This is a genomic window from Paenibacillus sp. FSL R5-0341 (genome assembly GCF_037975235.1).
GTDB lineage: Bacteria > Bacillota > Bacilli > Paenibacillales > Paenibacillaceae > Paenibacillus > Paenibacillus amylolyticus_A.
In genome coordinates, this window is record NZ_CP150241.1 from 1,843,833 (window position 1) to 1,864,379 (window position 20,547).

At 45.5% G+C, this 20,547-nt stretch carries 18 protein-coding genes; 14 read left to right on the plus strand and 4 right to left on the minus strand.

The annotated features are described in order from the left end of the window. Positions 1-30: 30 nt before the first annotated feature. Positions 31-1,578 carry an extracellular solute-binding protein gene (locus MKX75_RS08455; RefSeq protein ID WP_145146706.1) on the plus strand — a complete coding sequence of 516 codons (1,548 nt, stop codon included), beginning with the start codon at positions 31-33 and terminating at the stop codon, positions 1,576-1,578. 139 nt (positions 1,579-1,717) lie between these two features. On the opposite strand, the gene MKX75_RS08460 is transcribed toward MKX75_RS08455, so the two are convergent. Then, entirely contained in the window at positions 1,718-2,869 is a 1,152-nt protein-coding gene (locus tag MKX75_RS08460; protein ID WP_076330248.1) for a glycosyltransferase, read from the minus strand. A gap of 50 nt (positions 2,870-2,919) precedes the next feature. Continuing rightward, positions 2,920-3,447, minus strand: a complete 528-nt coding sequence (locus MKX75_RS08465) for a phosphatase PAP2 family protein (protein WP_062833420.1) — start codon at positions 3,445-3,447, stop codon at positions 2,920-2,922. Between the two features lie 712 nt (positions 3,448-4,159). Between MKX75_RS08465 and MKX75_RS08470 the strand changes: the two genes are divergently transcribed. The 9 genes from MKX75_RS08470 (at position 4,160) to MKX75_RS08510 (ending at position 12,897) form a co-directional block, all read left to right on the plus strand. Next, the gene (locus tag MKX75_RS08470) at positions 4,160-5,398 is read left to right on the plus strand and encodes a glycosyltransferase family 2 protein (RefSeq protein ID WP_062833421.1); all 1,239 of its coding nucleotides are present in this window, start codon (positions 4,160-4,162) and stop codon (positions 5,396-5,398) included. Positions 5,399-5,743: 345 nt separating this feature from the next. Further along, positions 5,744-6,238, plus strand: coding sequence for a translation initiation factor IF-3 (infC, locus tag MKX75_RS08475; protein ID WP_062833422.1), 495 nt, complete (start codon positions 5,744-5,746; stop codon positions 6,236-6,238). 24 nt (positions 6,239-6,262) lie between these two features. Next, positions 6,263-6,466 carry a 50S ribosomal protein L35 gene (gene rpmI / locus MKX75_RS08480; protein WP_017689665.1) on the plus strand — a complete coding sequence of 68 codons (204 nt, stop codon included), beginning with the start codon at positions 6,263-6,265 and terminating at the stop codon, positions 6,464-6,466. Between the two features lie 88 nt (positions 6,467-6,554). Further along, entirely contained in the window at positions 6,555-6,914 is a 360-nt protein-coding gene (rplT, locus tag MKX75_RS08485) for a 50S ribosomal protein L20 (protein WP_017689664.1), read from the plus strand. A gap of 578 nt (positions 6,915-7,492) precedes the next feature. Beyond that, positions 7,493-8,533: a BMP family ABC transporter substrate-binding protein gene (locus MKX75_RS08490; RefSeq protein WP_062833423.1), complete on the plus strand. Its 1,041-nt coding sequence runs from the start codon at positions 7,493-7,495 to the stop codon at positions 8,531-8,533. Positions 8,534-8,716: 183 nt separating this feature from the next. Continuing rightward, entirely contained in the window at positions 8,717-10,255 is a 1,539-nt protein-coding gene (locus MKX75_RS08495) for an ABC transporter ATP-binding protein (RefSeq protein ID WP_062833424.1), read from the plus strand. Next, positions 10,248-11,327, plus strand: a complete 1,080-nt coding sequence (locus tag MKX75_RS08500; protein ID WP_062833425.1) for an ABC transporter permease — start codon at positions 10,248-10,250, stop codon at positions 11,325-11,327. Before MKX75_RS08495 ends, MKX75_RS08500 begins: the two co-directional genes overlap by 8 nt. After that, on the plus strand, positions 11,328-12,290 hold the full coding sequence (locus tag MKX75_RS08505; RefSeq protein WP_062833426.1) for an ABC transporter permease: 963 nt from the start codon (positions 11,328-11,330) through the stop codon (positions 12,288-12,290). 217 nt (positions 12,291-12,507) lie between these two features. Continuing rightward, entirely contained in the window at positions 12,508-12,897 is a 390-nt protein-coding gene (locus tag MKX75_RS08510; RefSeq protein WP_076330250.1) for a hypothetical protein, read from the plus strand. Positions 12,898-12,903: 6 nt separating this feature from the next. Here MKX75_RS08510 and MKX75_RS08515 read toward each other — a convergent pair whose 3' ends face one another. Beyond that, entirely contained in the window at positions 12,904-13,350 is a 447-nt protein-coding gene (locus MKX75_RS08515; RefSeq protein WP_139331817.1) for a GNAT family N-acetyltransferase, read from the minus strand. 599 nt (positions 13,351-13,949) lie between these two features. On the opposite strand from MKX75_RS08515, the gene ilvB reads away from it, so the two are divergent. The 4 genes from ilvB (at position 13,950) to MKX75_RS08535 (ending at position 19,120) form a co-directional block, all read left to right on the plus strand. Further along, positions 13,950-15,701, plus strand: coding sequence for a biosynthetic-type acetolactate synthase large subunit (gene ilvB / locus MKX75_RS08520; protein WP_062833428.1), 1,752 nt, complete (start codon positions 13,950-13,952; stop codon positions 15,699-15,701). Then, a complete protein-coding gene (ilvN, locus tag MKX75_RS08525; RefSeq protein ID WP_024628317.1) occupies positions 15,698-16,180 on the plus strand; it encodes an acetolactate synthase small subunit in 483 nt (160 codons plus the stop codon). Before ilvB ends, ilvN begins: the two co-directional genes overlap by 4 nt. Before the next feature lie 266 nt (positions 16,181-16,446). Next, positions 16,447-17,439, plus strand: a complete 993-nt coding sequence (ilvC, locus tag MKX75_RS08530; RefSeq protein WP_062833429.1) for a ketol-acid reductoisomerase — start codon at positions 16,447-16,449, stop codon at positions 17,437-17,439. Between the two features lie 139 nt (positions 17,440-17,578). Beyond that, positions 17,579-19,120, plus strand: coding sequence for a 2-isopropylmalate synthase (locus tag MKX75_RS08535; protein WP_062833430.1), 1,542 nt, complete (start codon positions 17,579-17,581; stop codon positions 19,118-19,120). Between the two features lie 310 nt (positions 19,121-19,430). On the opposite strand, the gene MKX75_RS08540 is transcribed toward MKX75_RS08535, so the two are convergent. Next, the gene (locus tag MKX75_RS08540) at positions 19,431-20,411 is read right to left on the minus strand and encodes an aldo/keto reductase (RefSeq protein ID WP_339169307.1); all 981 of its coding nucleotides are present in this window, start codon (positions 20,409-20,411) and stop codon (positions 19,431-19,433) included. Positions 20,412-20,547 lie beyond the last annotated feature (136 nt).

A 20,547-nucleotide genomic window follows, 5' to 3' on the forward strand; every position in this document is an offset into this window, starting at 1 on the left:
AAAGGTTCACCACAAAAAGGGAGGATGCGTATGCGTAACAAAACAATTCGGCACCTGTCTCTGGTACTTGCCCTGATGTTATTCGCCGGGGTGCTTGCCGCATGTAATAACGGTTCGGGGGGATCTACGCAAGGAAGTGAGCAGGGAGGAGCATCCGAGAGCAAAGGCGAGAAAGTCACACTTCAATTTTACATGCTTGGGGATGCTCCGAAAGATCTGCCTGTCATTGAATCCGAGATCAACAAGCTGGCTGAGGCTGATCTGAACGTCAATGTGAAATTCAATTACACCTCCTGGACCGACTGGGATCAAAAATATAAACTGCTGCTGTCTTCCGGACAGCCGATCGATCTGATCTTTACAGCGGATTGGACATTCTACCAGTCCTATGCGAAGAAGGGCGCGTTCCTGCCACTGGATGAAATGCTGCCAACAGCAGCCCCAGCACTGAAGGCTCATGTACCTGAAGATATGTGGAATGCTGTCAAAATCAATGACAAAATCTATACAGTTCCATCGACATGGATTGAGTATGTAACCGAGGGAATTGCGTATCGTGATGACTTGCGCGAGAAGTACAATCTTCCGAAGCCGGAATCGCTGGAGACACTCGAAGCGTATCTGGAGGGCATCAAAGCCAATGAACCGAATATGATCCCGATTGCGGATAGCAATGCCAACCATACCCATGGTATTCGTCAATTGACATCCAAGCTGGTTAATACAGCAGGTCAACTCCCATATGGAATGGATATTATGTATGACACACCATCGACCGTAACGTCCTATTGGGGATCGGCGCAGCATCTGGAAGATCTGAAAACATACAAACGTTGGATGGACAAAGGCTTCTTCCCGAAAAACGTACTGAATGTAAAGGATACTTCCAACTCATTGCTGCAAAATGGAAAAGCGGCAGTTGTTCTCTCGGGGGAGAACCCGAACAAATTTAATGCAGATGTCATCAAGGTGCAGTCTACACATCCAGATTGGAAACTGGCTTATTTCCCATATCCGAATGCGAAAGGGTTTGCACAACCGGTTCACCCGATCCACAACGGATTTGCGATTCCGCGTAGCAGTAAAAACCCGGAAAAAGCATTGGCATTTTATGAGAAGCTCGTGACAGATAAACGCTACAACTGGTTGACTGAATACGGCGTTGAGGGTAAAAACTTTGAGGTAGATAATGGTTACTATAAAATGGTCGGCGATGCACAAACAAACGGCTTCCCACGTGAAGGCATGAATGGCTGGGCATGGCGTAATCCGGAATTCATGCTCTATGATAAAACCTTTGATGATGTCCTGACCATGTTTGAAGATCTCGACAAAATCAAAAAGCCGGATATTTTCACAGGGTTTGCTGAAGACTGGACTCCGTACCAAGCCGAGAAGGCTGCATTAGAGCAAGTGGAAAAACAATATTTGTATCCGCTTAATGTGGGATTGGTGGCAGACGTGGAGGCTGGATTGAACACATTTATGGAGAAGGCTAAGCAAGCAGGGTTGGAAAAAATTCAAGCAGAGTACACCAAGCAGTGGCAGGAGTACTTGAAGTCAGCGGGCATCCAATAGTTTGTACTTTCCTTCATACAGAAAAGGTGCCTTCAGATCCGAAGGCACCTTTTCAATGTGGTTGCAGGCTTGTTTGAAGCCGTTGGTTAGAGGCATGATTGACGAAGAATGCGGGAAGCAGCACCTTATTTGGATAAATTCATAAACGGGCCTCTTCTGCGGATGAAGGACGGACGTCCTCCAGCAGATCGATAATACTTTGAGCGCTCTGCATCGGATGAACCTTGGCGATTTCCGCCAGATGACGTTTGCGTTTACGTACAACATCCGGGTAGTGATGCAACAGCTTGTTCATCCATTTGACCACTACGTCGAGCGAAGTTATGGGTTCTCCCAACCCTCTTGCCGTAAAATAATGGACGTTTTCTTCTTCCTGACCAGGTATAGGGTTGTGGAACAACATTGGAATTCCTTTGGCCAAACCTTCGCTGCATGTCATTCCCCCAGGTTTGGTGATCAGCAGGTCGGATACTTCCATCAATTTGTCTACTTCGTTGGTGTACCCCATAATATGAATGTTTTCTTTGCGATACATGGGGTTCTGTTCCATGCTGATCCGTGCTTTATCATTGCGACCCAGACAAAAAATGATCTGAATATCTTCATGCCAGCGTGTCAGCAGCGGATGGACCAGCTTGTCGCTGAGCATTCCCCAGCCGCCACCCATCACCAGTACAGTAGGCATGTTCTTGAGGTTAAATCTGCTTCGAATCTCTTCTCGCCCGGGATGCTCCCAGAAATTTGGATGTACCGGAATGCCCGTGACTCGAATGTTGTCTGTAGGTACGCCGCGTAGCATTAGTTTGGACTTAACCTCATCTGAAGAAACCAGATAAAGGTCTACTTCACGGTTAATCCACGTCCCATGTGCATCATAGTCGGTGATGACTGTGCATAGGGGAACCTGTACACCCAGACGCTTCAATCTGGAAATGACAGCACTTGGGATTGGGTGGGTGCAGACGATCGCATTGGGACGTAGCTGACGCACGACGCTGCGAGTATGTGTATAGAACAGTTTATGCAGCGCCAGCGTTGTCAGCCGGTTCAATGATTTTTTATATTGATGTCTGTATACGTATCCCACGAGTTTGGGTTGGTTGGTAACCGTTTTTTTGTATGCCGTTATAATAAGAGGTGCCATCTTGGGATTTAAAAAACTTCCAAGTTCGAGCACTTTCGTCTGCACGTCTGGCGAGAGCTTTCGCAAATTGCTGGACAGTGCATAGGCGGCTTGAGTATGACCCGTACCAAAGCCTTCAGATAATAGTAATACTCTTTTTTTCTCCACGCTTGCTTCACCTGTTCCTGCTAGGTTTTTCTGAGTCTAACATATCGGCTTTAAGCCCAGAATGCAACTGTTGCAAGTGCGACTAAAGTACCTATTGTGGCACCTGCAAGAACATCGGAAGGGTAGTGTAATCCCAGGTATATTCGAGAGAATCCGACAATAAGGGCCACAGGCAACAATATTAGCAATAAGATCGGATCAGTGGTCATAAATGGAACCGTGACCGAAAAAATGGCAGTCGTGTGTCCTGAAGGAAACGAGTGGTCCGTCAGGGGATTACGAAACGTGATGGTATCCGGCAAGGCCAGATAAGGCCGAATGCGGGGATACAATTTTTTCGCGATGGCTACGGGAATGTGGCTGATCGCAAGAGCGATACAAGCCTGAAGTCCTGTTGTGCTCCATGGAGCCGGAGCGAGCAGCCAGATTAACAAGGATACTGCAATAGAAGAAGTTGCTCCACCCAGATGGGTGAAATAATACAGCCAAAAATTCATAAAACGATTATGAAGTCGGCCGTTGATCCACATAAAAACATTTCGATCATACTCTTGAAACTTTAAGAATAAACGGCTCATATTGGCCTCCTGCCAGTCAGGCCGCCCGTAATGGCGGCAGTATTTCCGGTGATTTTTCTGCATCCGGTTTCGTCCTGATTAGTATATAACCGTTTTTCGTGAACTTGAGGTTATTTCAGGTATATGTTTATCATATTTTTAAATGTTGTCCTTTTCAAGAAGAACACATGTAAAGAACGTAAAATTCATGTTAAAGAGTGGATATATACCCATCTTAACTTTTTGACTTGGGTTAGCCAAAAAAGATACAATGATTCAACATGGCTGAAATGAGGTAAAAAAAAATGTGAGTTTTGGTTTAAACTTTTTGAGGTCTGTTTGCGTTATTTGTTATAGAGCCTCTGACGAAGAATAACATGCTGATGAAAAAGCAGGGACTTTAGAAATAAAAATCAAGTAAACGGCTGAAAATAAGATATAACAGGCATGAATGCGAGGTTGTGGTATCACGAAGTGTCTATTCAGCGTTTAAAGATCACATTTCTGCTTCAGAAAGTGGAATTGGGGTTTTGACAAATGACTGAAAAGAATACAGAATCGATAAAGCAGCCAACTGATAGCAACCAAGCTTTGAAACATTGCCTGATATATTCACGTAGTACACAAAAGAACAGGGTCATATTCTGCAGATCACAAAAAAATAAATTGCAGAATCAGGAAGAGAAATGCTTGAGTAAACTGGGTTTTGAAAAAAAGGGGGTAACAGAGAACGATGTTGGACGCTATATTCGTCACGATGCAGGTCATTCTGGCACTGCTAGCCGTGTACCAATTCACGTTTTCGCTGTTCGGTCTGATTAAGAAAAAGAAAAAGAAACATTATCCGGCGACAAAATCATTCGCTGTACTCGTCGCAGCACACAATGAGGAACAGGTCATTGGTGCCTTGATGGAGAACTTGAAACAACTTGATTATCCGGAAGATCTGTATGATGTGTTCGTCATCTGTGACAACTGTACGGATGGAACGGCTCAAATTGTCAGAGAACATGGGTTAAACGCTTGTGTACGTACCAACGCTGATCTGAGAGGTAAAGGGTATGCCATCGAATGGATGCTTAAATACCTGTGGAAATTGCCACGTCAGTATGACGCAGTTGTTATGTTTGACGCGGATAACCTGGTTGACCGTAACTTCTTGCTTGAGATGAATGATGACTTGAACAATGGTTCGCGTGTTATCCAAGGATACATTGATACGAAAAATCCGGAGGATTCTTGGATCACTGCAGCATACGGTGTATCTTACTGGTACATCAACCGTCTGTGGCAGTTGTCTCGTCATAACTTGAATATGGCGAACTTCCTCGGAGGTACCGGAATGTGTTTCGAGACCAACCTGTTGAAGGAAATTGGCTGGGGCGCAACAAGTCTGGTAGAGGATCTGGAGTTTACGATGCGCAGTGTGCAACGTAATGTGTATCCTGTTTTCAACTATGATGCCAAAGTATTTGATGAGAAGCCATTAACGTTCAAAGCTTCAGCGCGACAACGTCTCCGCTGGATGCAAGGTCACTTTACAGTTGCACGTAGATACTTCTTCCCACTGCTCTGGCAGTCCATTAAGGAAAGAAGCTTAGTGAAATTCGACCTTGCTATCTATGGGGCCAATGTCTATGTTGTATTGCTTACATTCCTGATGACTGCTGCAATGTGGGTAGACATGGCGATTTTCAATGGTCCGCACATTGCGAATATTTATGGATACTTCCCGTTATGGGTCGGATTCGTGGCCATTGGCCTGAATATTCTGACGTTCCTGTTGTCTATGGCTCTGGAGAAGGTTACCTTCGCCAAAGTTTATCTATATCTGATTTTGTTCCCGATTTACCTGTTGTCATGGTACCCGATTACGTTCTACGCTTTCTTTACGCAGAACAACAAACAGTGGAGTCACACCCAACACACGCGTGTTGTGCGCTTGGATGAGGTACAGAGCAAACAAGGGTAAGGAACACGCAAGCATGACTTTGTCGGCATCGGATATAACAAATGTATAATTTCAGAAAATAAAGTTGTAGGGATGTTGACAATGCATTTCGTGGATGGTATAGTATTCAAGTGCTTTAAAACGGCTTTGAAACGAATAGCAATGGAATCACAAGTAGAAGTCCGACTTCTCACCTGATCAACATGATGTTGGCTGGTCAACGATCCCAATAATTTATGAAGTGTATACTCATGAAGAATTGTGTTGATTACAGGGATGTCGGTAGCTTGACCGGCATCCCTTTTATTTTTGTGTAACAGGATATTCAAAATGACCTGGAGGTGGACGGTTATTAGTAAAGATCACATGATTAATGATGAGATTCGGGCGAAGGAAGTACGCCTTGTCGGAGCTGAAGGAGAACAAATTGGGATTACGCCCATTCGCGAAGCACTGCAAATGGCGATTGACCTAAATTTGGATCTGGTCAATGTGGCACCACAGGCTAAACCGCCGGTGTGTCGCATCATGGACTATGGCAAATTCCGCTATGAGCAACAAAAGAAAGAAAAAGAAGCCCGTAAGAACCAGAAAATTGTTGACATTAAAGAAGTATGGTTCCGTTCCAATATTGAGGAGCACGATTATCAAACGAAGCTTCGTAATGTAGTTAAGTTTTTGAACGAAGGCGACAAAGTGAAATGTTCTGTTCGTTACCGCGGACGTGAAATTGCACATGCCGCGATTGGTCAACGGATTTTGGAGCGCGTAAAGGTAGAAGTTGCAGAACTTTGTACTATTGAACGTCAACCGAAATTGGAAGGCCGCAGTATGATCATGATTTTGGCTCCTAAAGCCTGATAACATTGGAGGAGGAAACACAAAATGCCTAAAATGAAAACACACAGCAGTTTGAAAGGACGCTTCAAAATTACCGGTTCCGGTAAAGTCCTTCGTTACAAAGCTCACAAAAACCACTTGCTTTCCCACAAATCCAAACGTGCTAAGCGCGTTCTGAACGGTAACCCAGTTATGGCTGCCGGGGATGTTAGACGTTTGAAACAAGGTTTGGCTAACTTGAAAGGCTAATTCTAATTAGTACATTCCGTATGGGGGATCGGCTACGGCCGTACACATACCACGGATACATTTATATTTATTTGGGAGGTTCTTTAATATGGCAAGAGTAAAAGGCGGTTTTGTAGTACGTCGTCGTCATAAAAAGGTTTTGAAACTGGCAAGAGGTTATTTCGGTTCCAAACACCGTATTTTTAAAACAGCTAATGAGCAAGTAATGAAATCCCTGGTATACGCATACCGTGACCGTCGCAACACGAAACGTAACTTCCGCAGACTGTGGATCGTTCGTATCAATGCTGCAGCACGTATGAATGGTTTGTCTTACAACAAACTGATCCATGGTTTGAAACTTGCTGGAGTAGACATGAACCGCAAAATGTTGGCTGATCTGGCCGTTAACGACATCAATGCGTTCAACTCTTTGGCTACTGTAGCTAAAGGCAAAATCAACGCTTAAATTGTATGATACAAGCCGCCGTACCTATATGGCGGCTTTTTTTACGGCTTGGAAGAAATCCGAAGATGAATCTCTGAATGAGTAGAGCGAATAGGCTATAGTCTGAAAGGGAACAATGAAACCAGATGACTGGTGAATAACAGACCATGGGAATACATAAAATACGAACGGTGAAATAATACAAATGAAAACAGGGGAATTCCACGCATCACTAAAGTATACGGTATGTTTTTGTTATATAACATCACATCGCTGTAACGTTAGTGTGTTAAATCGCTAAATTATTAAGCGTTTTCAATAAAAAAAGAACAAAAATATGTGATATTTGGTGATGAAACATCTGGATTTTAACACTGGTTGATTGTATAATCACCTCTAGTAGGCTAGTCCTAATTTTTCTCTCCATGTCATAATGTTCGGTTTTTCGACAGATGATAGGATGCTTCAAGGGTGAGAATGCGCTTTTTATGTCGAAGAAACCATACATTCTGCATAAAAGTCATTCCAGCTATCTGTTAACCGTTCAAATGTGGGCTGGATTGGAATGAGGATATATCATTAAGGGGGAAAAAGAGAAAATGAAAAAGATGCTCAGCTTGTCTTTGGTAATGTTGCTGGCGGTATCGGTTATGCTCGCAGGTTGCGGTAGCAAACCGAAAGAAGAAACAAATGCCGGAGGAGATACAGGTGGCACATCCACTGAAACTAAATCCGATCTCAAAATCGGTATGGTTACTGACGTAGGTGGAGTTAATGACAAATCCTTTAACCAATCCGCTTGGGAAGCTCTGCAAGCGACTGAAACAGAAACAGGTACTGCAGTTAAATACCTGCAAAGTAAATCCGATGAAGAGTACATTCCTAACCTGAACGAATTCGTTAAAGGCGGATATGATCTGACTTGGGGTATCGGTTTCCAATTGGCTGATGCAATCAAAACGGTTGCTGACCAAAACGCCGATGCTAAACTCGCGATCATTGACAGCGTAGTGGATTCTCCTAATGTTAAGTCCGTAACTTTTGCTGAAGAAGAAGGATCTTTCTTGGTTGGTGTTGTTGCCGGTCTGACAACAAAAACGAACAAAATTGGTTTTGTAGGCGGTATGGAAAGCCCACTGATCAAAAAGTTTGAAGTAGGATTCAGAGAAGGCGTTAAAGCAGTTAACCCTGATGCTCAATTCATTTCTAACTACACAGGTGCATTTGATAAACCTGACCTTGGTAAAGCAGCAGCAGCAACACTTTACAATGAAGGCGTAGATATTATCTTCCACGCTTCTGGCGCGACAGGTAACGGTGTGTTTAACGAAGCAAGTGCTCGTAAGAAACAAGGTCAAGATGTATGGGTTATCGGTGTTGACAAAGACCAATCTCTTGAGTTTGGTGATGAGATCACTTTGACTTCCATGATCAAAAAAGTTGACGAAGCTGTTAAGCGCGTTAACCAAGAAGTAATCGACGGTACATTTGCTGGCGGTTCCGAGAACCTGACGTTGAAAGAAAACGGCGTAGGTATTGCTGATACTTCTACTGCCAACGTATCTGCTGATATACTTGCAAAAGTAGAAGAGTACAAAGAAAAAATCATCAGCGGCGAAATCAAAGTACCTACTGAGTAATTTGATCTTCGTAGCAAAAGAATAATCATTGGGGCCGGTCTTGACCGGCCTTATGACTGCAAGAACAGGAACATTTGATCAAGTCATCATAACAATTGTACAAGGTCATTGTGTATCAACGCTCCGGTAGGAGCTTTTCTTTCGTTTGCGGAACCACACTATATCAGTTATAAGGGTGATTACATGGGTGCAGCAACCCCCGTCGTTGAGTTAAAACAAATTACGAAGCGTTTCCCAGGCATTGTTGCCAACGACGCCATCAGCCTTCAGCTTCGTAAAGGCGAGATCCATGCGCTACTGGGCGAAAATGGCGCTGGTAAGTCAACGTTGATGAATATTGTATTTGGTCTCTATCAGCCAGATGAAGGTTCCATTGAAGTGAATGGCAAGCCTGTCATCATCGACAGCCCTAACCGAGCAATCGATCTTGGCATCGGCATGGTGCATCAGCACTTTAAGCTTGTACAGCCGTTCACGGTAACAGAGAACATTATTTTGGGATCTGAACCAACGAAGGGTCTCAATATTAACTATAAAAAAGCAGCTGCTGAAGTTCAGCGTCTGTCCGAACAGTATGGACTCAAGGTGAATCCTCATGCCAAAATTCATGATATCTCTGTCGGAATGCAGCAACGTGTTGAGATTGTTAAAACATTGTATCGTGGTGCAGATATTTTGATTTTTGACGAGCCTACAGCCGTATTGACTCCTCAAGAGATCAAAGAACTGATGACCATCATGAAGAAGCTCGTTGCCGAAGGCAAATCGATTATTCTGATCACGCACAAACTGAAAGAGATCATGGAAATCTCCGATACGGTAACGATTATCCGTCGGGGTAAAGTGATTGATTCGGTCAAAACATCGGAAACCAATCCAAATGAACTGGCTGAGAAAATGGTAGGTCGGAATGTCACATTCAAAGTGGACAAAAAGCCGGCTACACCTGGAGCGAATGTGCTCGAAGTCAGCAAATTAACCGCCAAGAATAAAGAAGGCATTGCAGTTCTGAACCAACTTAACCTGAACGTACGTGCAGGAGAGATTGTCGGAATCGCAGGCGTGGATGGTAACGGCCAAAGTGAACTGATTGAAGCCCTTACCGGACTTCGTAAAGTCGAGAGCGGTTCGATTCGTTTGGAGGGCAAGGAGCTGTCCAATCATTCTCCGCGCCATATTTCGGAGTCGGGTGTAGCCCACATTCCGGAAGATCGACATAAACACGGACTTGTACTTGATTTTTCAGTGAGTGAAAATATCGTTCTGGAATCGTACTATAAGGCACCATACACCCGTAAAGGGTTCCTTAACTTCGATGCGATCAAAAAGCAGGCGAAGCGGCTTGTGGAGGCATTTGACGTGCGTACACCAAGCATCGAGACCAAAGCTCGTTCCTTGTCCGGAGGAAACCAGCAGAAGGCCATTATCGCCCGTGAGGTGGATAAAAACCCTGAACTGCTTATTGCTGCCCAACCAACGCGTGGTTTGGACGTAGGGGCTATTGAGTTCGTGCAAAAGCAATTGATTGCACAACGCGATCAAGGTAAGGCTGTTCTGCTTATTTCATTTGAGCTAGATGAGATTATCAATGTATCTGACCGAATTGCTGTTATCTATGAAGGTCAGATCGTTGGCGAGGTGCTGCCGGAAGAAACCAATGACAGGGAGCTCGGCTTGATGATGGCGGGCAGCACCCAAAAGAGAGGTACTGCGCATGAATAACGTATTGAAATGGTTTACCCGAGATTCATTTATTTTGCCTGTAGTCGCCATTGTTATGGGTCTGATTCTCGGTGGGGTTGTCATGCTGATCGGTGGTTACAATCCGATTGAAGCCTATGGCGCATTGTTCACCAAGGTATTTGGAGACATGTACAACTTTGGTGAAGCGGTACGGGAAATGACGCCACTGATCATGACAGGACTTGCATTTGCATTCGCGTCACGTGCAGGGCTGTTCAACATCGGGGGAGAAGGTCAATTTCTCGTCGGTATGACCGCTGCAACATTTGTTGGTGTTAAGTTTGCAGGTTTGCCGATCTACCTCCATGCGCCACTGGCTTTGATTGCGGGTGCATTGTTTGGTGGTCTTTGGGCCGCGATTGCTGGTTATCTGAAAGCAACGCGTGGGGTCAATGAAGTTATCAGTAGTATCATGTTGAACTGGATTGGTCTGTATTTGGCCAACCTTATCGTTCGCCAATTCTTGCTATTAAAAGGCGAGAATCGTTCCGTGGATATCAGTGAATCGGCTTCGATTAGTTTGACATGGCTCTCTGAACTGATGGGCAACTCCCGTGTACACATGGGAACGTTGATTGCCATTGTGATGGCTGTGCTCTTTTATATCTATATGTGGAAAACAAAACAGGGTTATGAAATCCGCGCGGTAGGTTACAACCCTAATGCGGCTGAATATGCAGGTATGCATGTTAACCGGAATATCGTAAAAGCGATGTTCATCAGTGGTATGCTTGCAGGTCTTGGCGGTGCATTCCAGGTGCTTGGGGTGTTCCAGTACCAGACTGTAATGTCTGGTTCACCGGGAACGGGTTTTGACGGAATTGCGGTTGCCCTGATTGGTTTGAATCATCCGTTTGGGGTGTTATTGGGGGCAGTGCTGTTCGGTACCCTCACGTACGGATCTGCAGGTATGAGTTTTGCTGCGGATGTTCCGCCTGAGATTATTCGGATTGTGATCGGTTCGATTATCTTCTTCATTGCGGCACAAGGCATCGTGCGCTGGATACTTAAACCGTTCTATTCGAAGCGTAAGAAAGAGAAGGTGTTGTAGATGGACTTGTTGACAATTGGGCAAATTATCAATACGACGCTTGTCTTTGCTACGGCATTGATTTTTGCATCACTCGGCGGAATTTTCTCGGAAAAATCAGGTGTAACCAACCTTGGACTTGAAGGTTTTATGGTCTTCGGTGCCTTTGCAGCTGGAATCGGGGCCCATTATGCGCAAGAGGCGGGCATGGGCGGAACGACATCTGCCTGGATGGGAGTTTTGCTCGCGATTGTATTGGGCGTACTGGTATCGTTAATTCATGCCGTTGCGTCTATCACATTTAAGGCAGACCAGATTATCAGTGGTATCGTTATTAACTTTTTAGCAGCAGGAAGTACGTTGTACTTGGTTAAACTGTTGTTTGAAGGTTCTGGTGATTCACCGTTGGTTCAAGGCTTCAGCAAGTTTGATGTGCCATTCTTGAAAGACATTCCTTTGCTTGGAGAAGCCTTCTTCAAGAACGTATATCCAACGACATATCTGGCCATTTTGTTCGTATTCCTGACGTATTACATCATGTTCAAAACGCCATTTGGTCTGCGCCTTCGTTCTGTAGGTGAACATCCAAGTGCGGCTGATACGGTTGGTGTTAAAGTGCTTCGTTATCGCTATATTGGCGTTATGATCAGTGGTGCGCTTGCGGCTATTGGTGGAGCTGCGATTACGTTGACGACGACGGGTACATTCTCACACAATACGGTTTCCGGCCAAGGTTATATTGCCATTGCAGCTATGATCTTTGGTAAGTGGAACCCGATTGGTGCCTTTGGTGCTGCTGTGTTCTTCGGATTCTCACAAGCGATCCGGAACTATGTACAGTTGTTCGAATGGTCACAAAGTATTCCCCAGGAAATTATTTTTATGTTGCCTTACCTGCTTACCATCATCGTTCTCGTTGCAGCGGTTGGACGTTCTTCGGCTCCGTCTGCACTCGGTGAAGCTTATGATCCGGGTAAAAGGTAACAACCTTCTCCATATCAGTTTAGTTATTCACAGTTTTGATAAAGGGTCCGCCTTGTGCGGGCCTTTTTTTTGTTTCTTGAGTTTCACCAAGCCACTTTTTCACGCTTGCTTTGGTTCTCGTGCAGATACCCATATTTTCAGGTAGGGACAAAGAAACAGGCGAATTCAGTGATGGACGAATACACTGTTTTGAACGATCCGAGGAGGAGGGGAAAGTATGAAACAACAAGTTACGCGTGATGAAGCGATGAAATTAATAGGCAAAAATATTGTTGCAATCAAAAAAGACGGCACTCGGGTTACGGGAAAGCTGTTGAAAGTATCGGGCAACAAACTGGTACTCAAGCGTTTGAATGGCAAAAAAGTACGTACAAAAGCGATTCTGCCACTGGTATTGTTTGATCTGCTCGCTATTGCCACACTGCCTTATGCTTATGGAGGCGGTCCCGGATTCGGTCCTGGATATGGACCTGGACCAAAACCAGGCCCTGGATATGGTCCAGGCTACGGACCGGGATATGGACCTGGAGGACCTGGTGGCGGATTTGGACCGGGTCCTGGATTCGGCCCTTATGGTCCAGGTCCACGCCCACCAGGATTTTTCTAGGACATTCTATAATGTCTTTTCCATTTCGTAGCAGCGGCTTATCATAATGTATCGAATCGCACTATATCCATTTTTTTGATAGAAATGAAGTCCTTTGGTATTGCCTTCATCCACCATAACTTTCGATCTTTTACACCCCCGAGACGCCGCAAAGCTCTCTGCTTTGAGTAACAAAGTTTGCCCATAACGTTTGCGTTGTTCTTTCGGACTAACAGCCATCATATCGACATAGAGCAGTTCCCCGTGCATGAGAAAATGGATGAATGCGACAGCAGCTTTGTCTGGCTCCGGCGAGACAACAAAGGTCATGCCCCTGTTCATTCGCAGGGGTATTTCTTTGCGGATTTTGTTAATTTCTTTTTCACTCATGTGAGAGAGAGGAACAAGTTGAGTGTCAATCAGCTTCATGATGGCGCCATCATCCAGCTTGGATGTGCGTTGCCGAATCACCATGCGGAGCCTCCTTTCAGGACCAGTGGTGCTGCTCGTATATCCTATGCCCGGAGCAAGATAAAAGGTGACTGAATGAAGTGCTGGGATTAGGGCAACCTTAAAGGCTGAAGAGGGAGGATGGAAGGTTCTCTGAATTTTTATGCAAAACAGGTATTGACTTATCGGTTAGAGGAATCATATAATGTTCCTAACATTTAACGAGAATATTTCATCGGCTATGAAGAGGACGAAGTTTTAAGGGCTCTTTTGCTCAGAGAGTGGCTGGAATTGCTGAAACCACCACCATTATCCCTTATATACGAGCTCACCTCGGAGCTGTTTTCCTGAAAAGCACTGGATGTCACTCCTTTCGCGTATTAGGGAAAATCGTATGTCTGCGTTACAGACAACAGGTATGGGAAACGACTATGTTCGTTTGGGCTATTCGTTTTGTTGTACCTGGTAAGGTCCGTTATTGCGAAATTTCGGACAAAGTTGGGTGGTACCACGGAAGCGATAACCTTTCGTCCCTCGCAAGCATGAACTTGTTTGCAGGGATGGAAGGTTTTTTTGTAACTTTAAATGTCAGAATGGTGTAAATTCCGAGAGGAGGATGACTGATGGGAGCTCAAATTCCAGAAGTGCGGTCAACAGATGAATTACGTGAAAAATGGATGAAGCCGGAGGTCATTAGCGGATCTGAAATTCTGCTGAGAAGCTTGTTGCTTGAAGGTGTTGAGTGTGTATTTGGTTACCCGGGCGGCGCAGTGTTGTACATTTACGATGCGATGTATGGTTTCGAGGATTTCAAACACGTCTTAACCCGTCACGAACAAGGTGCGATTCATGCAGCTGACGGTTATGCACGGGCGAGCGGCAAAGTTGGTGTCTGTATCGCTACCTCCGGACCAGGAGCAACGAATCTGGTAACCGGTATTGCAACAGCGTATATGGATTCAGTACCACTCGTAGTCATTACGGGGAACGTCATTTCGAGCCTAATTGGTTCAGATGCCTTCCAGGAAGCTGATATTACGGGGATTACAATGCCAATAACCAAACACAGTTATCTGGTGAAAGATGTAAAAGATCTGTCGAGCGTAATTCATGAGGCATTCCATATTGCCAACACGGGTCGCAAAGGTCCTGTACTGATCGACATCCCGAAAGATGTATCAGCGAACAAAACATTGTTTGAACCGACAACTGAACCTGTTATATTGAGAGGGTACAATCCACGGACAGTACCGAACAAACTGCAGGTTGACCGTTTGGCTCAGGCCATTCAGGAAGCAGAACGTCCAATGATTCTGGCTGGTGGCGGTGTGGTATACTCGGGTGGACATGAAGAACTGTTCGAGTTTGTTGAGAAGACAGGTATTCCAATTACGACTACGCTTCTTGGTCTTGGCGCATTCCCGAGTGGTCATGAATTATGGACAGGAATGCCGGGTATGCACGGAACATACACTTCCAATCAGGCTATTCAAAAAGCGGACCTGCTGATCAATATCGGCGCACGATTCGATGATCGGGTAACAGGCAAGCTGGATGGATTCGCTCCACATGCCAAGATCGTTCATATTGATATCGATCCGGCTGAGATTGGCAAAAACATTGCAACCGATATTCCAATCGTTGGTGATGTGAAGACGGTACTTGAAATAGCCAACAAAGAGGTTGGGCGTGCAGAGCGTGCAGATGCATGGAGAGACCAGATCAAACAGTGGAAACAAGAGAAGCCTTACAGCTATACGGATTCAGACGAAGTGCTGAAACCCCAGTGGGTTGTTGAAATGCTGAATGATACAACCAAAGGTGAAGCGATTGTGACTACGGATGTGGGACAACATCAGATGTGGGCAGCACAATATTACAAATTTAATCAACCGCGTTCATGGGTAACTTCGGGTGGACTCGGAACGATGGGCTTTGGCTTCCCTTCTGCAATTGGTGCTCAGATGGCCAATCCGGACAGACTGGTTATCTCCATTAACGGGGATGGCGGAATGCAGATGTGTTCCCAAGAACTCGCGATCTGTGCCATTAACAATATACCGGTAAAAATTGTGATCATTAACAATCAGGTACTCGGAATGGTTCGCCAATGGCAGGAGATTATCTATGAGAACCGTTACAGCCACATTGATCTGGCAGGAAGTCCGGATTTTGTAAAACTGGCTGAAGCATATGGTGTTAAAGGATTGCGTGCAACGAATAAAGAAGAAGCGGCGCGTGCTTGGCAGGAAGCACTTGATACACCAGGACCAGTCGTTGTAGAATTCGTGGTACGTAAGGAAGAAAATGTGTATCCAATGGTTCCGCAGGGAGCAACAATTGATCAAATGCTGATGGGGGATGCTGACGAATGATAAGACATACGATTTCAATATTGGTTAACGATCAGCCAGGCGTCCTTCAGCGTGTATCAGGGTTGTTCGGTCGACGCGGATTTAACATTGAGAGTATTACAGTAGGTCAATCGGAAGAACCCGGACTTTCCCGGATGGTTATTGTCACCATTGGTGACGATAAAACGCTGGAGCAGATTGAGAAACAATTGTACAAAATCATCGATGTCATTAAAGTGGTTGATTTCAGCCTGAAACCGATGGTAGCTCGTGAACTTGCATTAATTAAGGTAAAAGCTGAGCCTTCCGAACGTCCAGAAATTCTGGGTGTGGTGGAAACATTCCGCGCATCCGTTGTTGATGTTGGTCCAGGCAGCCTGATTGTACAGGTTGTTGGCGATACGGACAAAATCGATGCCATGATTGAATTGCTCAAGCCATACGGCATTCGCGAATTGTCTCGTACAGGCATAACTGCATTGGTACGCGGCAACGTATAAGGCTATAATGGATGAAGAGGGGACGACGGTTAGCTAACATATACAGTTGATCTTTATGTGAGAGTGTCAGTCCCTTAACAGTTATAATGTAACATTTTAGTGATGTAACGCTTGAAAATATAGCTACATTCCCGCATTAATGGGCGGGTGTCTGAACGGATCGGATCAGACCCAAAGACGCTCTCGACACACTAAGCGAGCCGGTCCATTGAGACACCCGCTCATTAATGAAGGGTTCTTTACAATACAAAGGAGGACTTATAAACATGCCAGTAACTACTTATTATGAACAGGATGCAGAGCTTAACGTATTGAAAGGAAAAACGATCGCGGTAATCGGTTATGGTAGCCAGGGCCACGCCCAAGCTCAAAACCTTCGTGATAGCGGATTGAACGTAGTCATCGGACTTCGTGAAGGTAAATCCTTCGACACTGCAAAAAATGACGGATTTGAAGTTCTGTCCCCGGCTGAAGCAACAAGCCGCGCAGATGTAGTTCAAATCTTGCTGCCTGACGAAACGCAAGCTTCTGTATACAAAAACGAAATCGAACCAAACCTCAAAGAAGGCGCTGCATTGCTCTTCTCACACGGTTTCAACGTTCATTTCGGTCAAATCGTTGCTCCAAAAAACAGCGATGTATTGCTGGTAGCTCCTAAGTCCCCTGGTCACATGGTACGTCGTACGTACGTAGAAGGTTTTGGTGTACCAGGTCTGATCGCGATTGAGCAAGATGCAACAGGTAAAGCTAAAGAAATCGGTTTGGCTTATGCTAAAGGTATCGGTTGTACACGCGCAGGGGTTATTGAAACTTCCTTCCGTGAAGAAACAGAAACAGATTTGTTCGGTGAGCAAGCTGTTCTGTGTGGTGGCGTGAGTGCATTGGTAAAAGCTGGATTTGAAACATTGACAGAAGCAGGTTACGCTCCTGAAATGGCATACTTCGAATGTCTGCACGAACTGAAGCTGATCGTTGACATGATGTATGAAGGTGGACTTGCAAGTATGCGTGATTCCATCAGTAACACAGCTGAGTACGGTGACTATGTAACTGGACCTCGCGTGGTAACTGAAGATACGAAGAAAGCAATGAAAGAAGTCCTGACGGATATCCAACAAGGTAAATTCGCACGCGACTTTATCCTGGAAAACCAATCCGGACGTGCATTCTTGACAGCAACTCGTCGTAACGAAGCTGAACACCCAATCGAAGTGGTTGGCGGACAATTGCGTGAGATGATGCACTGGATCAAGAAATAATTATTAACTTTTAGCACATGAACTTTAAGGTATTCAAGTAAACTTAGAGCTTTAACTGGGAATAGCGGCCGTGCTTATGCGTGAGCCGCTATTGCTGGTTCAGAGAAACAATATAATACAAGTACAGGAGGTGCGAAGCGTGCGTAAAATCTATGTATTTGACACAACGCTGCGTGATGGAGAGCAATCCCCGGGAGTCAATCTGAACACTCGTGAAAAGGTGGAAATTGCCCATCAGCTCGAGCGGCTTGGCATTGACCGGATGGAAGCTGGTTTCCCAGCGGCATCTCCAGGTGACCTGGCAGCTGTCAATGCAGTAGCAAATGCGGTCAAAAATGTGACCGTAATAGGTTTGTCCCGTTCCAGAGAGCAAGATATTGATGCGGTTAAGGAAGCACTTAAAGGTGCACAGGACCCGTGCATTCACGTTTTCCTGGCAACTTCGCCTATTCACCGCCAACATAAATTGCGTATGGATAAAGCGCAAGTACTGGATACGGCTCGTTCCGCGATTCGTTATGCGAAGAAAACATTTTCGAAGATCGAATTCTCACTTGAGGATGCAGGTCGTACCGAGTATGATTTCCTCGTAGAAATGGTGAATATGGCTGTTGAAGAGGGTGCAGCGGTGGTGAATATTCCCGATACAGTCGGCTACCTGAGCCCATATGAATACGGAAACATTTTCAAACATCTCAAGGAGAATGTACACGGCATTGAAAAGGTACAGCTGAGTGCCCACTGTCATAATGACTTGGGTATGGCGACAGCCAACACACTTGCGGCCATTCTCAATGGAGCCGATCAGATCGAAGGTACGATCAATGGCATTGGTGAACGTGCAGGGAACACGGCGATCGAGGAGATTGCTATGGCGTTGGAGACACGTCAGGAATTTTTCCAGGCAAAAACATCGCTGCAGTTGTCTGAGATTGCACGGACCAGTCGTCTGGTTAGCCGTTTGACAGGTATGGTTGTACCTGGCAACAAAGCAATTGTTGGGGCGAACGCCTTCGCACATGAATCCGGAATTCACCAGGATGGTATGCTGAAGGAAAAAACCACGTACGAGATCATGACTCCAGAATCCATCGGTCTGAAGGAAAGCAAGCTAGTACTGGGCAAACATTCCGGTCGTCATGCGTTCCGTGAGCGGTTGATTGATCTGGGATATGAGCTGGAAGAAGAAGCGTTGAATCGTGCTTTTGCCCAGTTCAAAGATCTGGCTGATAAGAAGAAAGAAGTGACAGACGAAGATCTGCTCGCGGTAATTGAAGAGAAATTGCAGGATGCACCTGAGGTGTATAAACTGGAATCGATCTTCGTTACGTATGGAGATGAATCGGTACCAACGGCCAAAGTCCGCATTGCGACGCTTGACGGGGATACGGTTGAGAAGCAAGCAGAGGGTAACGGATCGGTAGATGCGATCTACAATGCGATTGACCAGGTGAGTGGGGAAGACGTAACGTTGTCTGACTATTCCATCAAATCGGTAACGCATGGTAAGGATGCATTGGGTGAAGTACATGTTGTGCTGACTCAAAATCAGGTTTCGGTACAAGGACGTGGCGTGAGTACGGATATACTTGGTGCAAGTGCACGTGCTTATGTGGACGGTCTGAACCAATTGATTGAGAAACGCAAAACATATACGAACCGTGTAAACGTGAACCTATAGGTTCTGGTGCAGAAAGCACGAATCCTTCATTGAACTGAACTTCAAGCTGGAACGCATATAAACTGCCAGGATGATCTGTCTTAATCTTAACGGATATAGAAGATCGTTCAGCCTGCTTTGCTCAGTTCAGTGAGGTACGTAAAGAGTCTGACTCTCTCTTGTGGAGGGTCAGACTCTTTTGGTTTTATTTGAGCATTTTGGCGAGCGGTATAATTCGAATTATGGAAAATGCTGATATATATAATTATGACAGTGAAACACAGTGCATGTTATACGGTTATCTATTGCATTGGCTTACGCTATCAAGCTGTTACCACGCATAAGCATTAGGTGCATGTCCACCTGGACCCGGGAAAATCTCATCCAGACGTTTGAGCACGGCTTCATCCAAAGTGACGTCCAAACATTTGAGCGCGGTTTCAAACTGCTCCAGCGTACGCGGTCCGATAATTGGGGCAGTGACTGCCGGATTGGCTGCAACCCAGGCCAAAGCTACTGTATCCTGTGGTTCACCAAGATCACGACACAGTGCTGCGAAGTCTTCAAGCTGAGCTTGCTGCTGCTCGATCCGTCCAGCGATACCTCCGCTACGTGTTCCTTCCAGCTTCTGCAGCGCATTACGCCCCAGTAATCCACCATCCAGCGGACTCCATGGAATGACGCCGAGACCCAGTTCTTTGGCGGCAGGCAATACTTCCAGTTCAGGCAAACGACAGTTGAGGCTATATTTATGTTGTTCGGACACCAGACCGAGGAAATGACGACTCTTGGCCTCGCTTTGAGCGATTGCAATCTGCCATGCCGCAAAGTTACTGGATCCTACATAACCGATTTTACCCTGATGAACGGCATTCTCGAACGAACCCCACAGCTCGTCCCACGATATGGCAGGGTCCACATGGTGCATCTGGTACAGTTCGATATGATCTGTCTGCAAGCGGCGGAGGGAACCCTCCAGATGACGTCTGATTTTATAGGCGGATAGTCCGGCTTCGTTGTTGGGGCCGTCTGTATCATCATGCATGGAGCCATAGACTTTGGTGGCCAGCACTACTTTTTCACGTCTGCCACCGCCCTGATTGAACCAGCGTCCGATAATTTCTTCGGTAAGTCCGGAATTCTCACCCCAGCCGTAGATGTTAGCGGTATCAAAAAAGTTCACGCCTGCATCGAGTGCTGCGTCCATAATGCGGAAAGCTTCTTTCTCATCTGTAGCAGGCCCGAAATTCATGGTACCAAGACAGATTCGGCTGACCTTAAGGCCTGATTTACCCAAATACGAATATTGCATGTTAACTATCCCTCCTGCGTACTGATTTGATTTCAGCTATATTTTACCCCACCGGGAGGGTAAGGAACAACTTGTGAAAGCTAATCTCTATTAGCTTATAGGTAAAATCTATTAAAGTCATAGATTGTATATCTTG

What these genes read in the sequence shown, in the direction of transcription:
- MKX75_RS08455 (WP_145146706.1), top strand. Translation starts at nt 31, where the DNA reads ATGCGTAACAAAACAATTCGGCACCTGTCTCTGGTACTTGCCCTGATG.
- MKX75_RS08495 (WP_062833424.1), top strand. Translation starts at nt 8,717, where the DNA reads ATGGGTGCAGCAACCCCCGTCGTTGAGTTAAAACAAATTACGAAGCGT.
- rplT (WP_017689664.1), top strand. Translation starts at nt 6,555, where the DNA reads ATGGCAAGAGTAAAAGGCGGTTTTGTAGTACGTCGTCGTCATAAAAAG.
- MKX75_RS08515 (WP_139331817.1), bottom strand. Translation starts at nt 13,350, where the DNA reads ATGGTGATTCGGCAACGCACATCCAAGCTGGATGATGGCGCCATCATG.
- MKX75_RS08465 (WP_062833420.1), bottom strand. Translation starts at nt 3,447, where the DNA reads ATGAGCCGTTTATTCTTAAAGTTTCAAGAGTATGATCGAAATGTTTTT.
- MKX75_RS08540 (WP_339169307.1), bottom strand. Translation starts at nt 20,411, where the DNA reads ATGCAATATTCGTATTTGGGTAAATCAGGCCTTAAGGTCAGCCGAATC.
- MKX75_RS08490 (WP_062833423.1), top strand. Translation starts at nt 7,493, where the DNA reads ATGAAAAAGATGCTCAGCTTGTCTTTGGTAATGTTGCTGGCGGTATCG.
- ilvB (WP_062833428.1), top strand. Translation starts at nt 13,950, where the DNA reads ATGGGAGCTCAAATTCCAGAAGTGCGGTCAACAGATGAATTACGTGAA.
- MKX75_RS08505 (WP_062833426.1), top strand. Translation starts at nt 11,328, where the DNA reads ATGGACTTGTTGACAATTGGGCAAATTATCAATACGACGCTTGTCTTT.
- MKX75_RS08500 (WP_062833425.1), top strand. Translation starts at nt 10,248, where the DNA reads ATGAATAACGTATTGAAATGGTTTACCCGAGATTCATTTATTTTGCCT.
- rpmI (WP_017689665.1), top strand. Translation starts at nt 6,263, where the DNA reads ATGCCTAAAATGAAAACACACAGCAGTTTGAAAGGACGCTTCAAAATT.
- infC (WP_062833422.1), top strand. Translation starts at nt 5,744, where the DNA reads ATGATTAATGATGAGATTCGGGCGAAGGAAGTACGCCTTGTCGGAGCT.
- ilvC (WP_062833429.1), top strand. Translation starts at nt 16,447, where the DNA reads ATGCCAGTAACTACTTATTATGAACAGGATGCAGAGCTTAACGTATTG.
- MKX75_RS08510 (WP_076330250.1), top strand. Translation starts at nt 12,508, where the DNA reads ATGAAACAACAAGTTACGCGTGATGAAGCGATGAAATTAATAGGCAAA.
- ilvN (WP_024628317.1), top strand. Translation starts at nt 15,698, where the DNA reads ATGATAAGACATACGATTTCAATATTGGTTAACGATCAGCCAGGCGTC.
- MKX75_RS08470 (WP_062833421.1), top strand. Translation starts at nt 4,160, where the DNA reads ATGTTGGACGCTATATTCGTCACGATGCAGGTCATTCTGGCACTGCTA.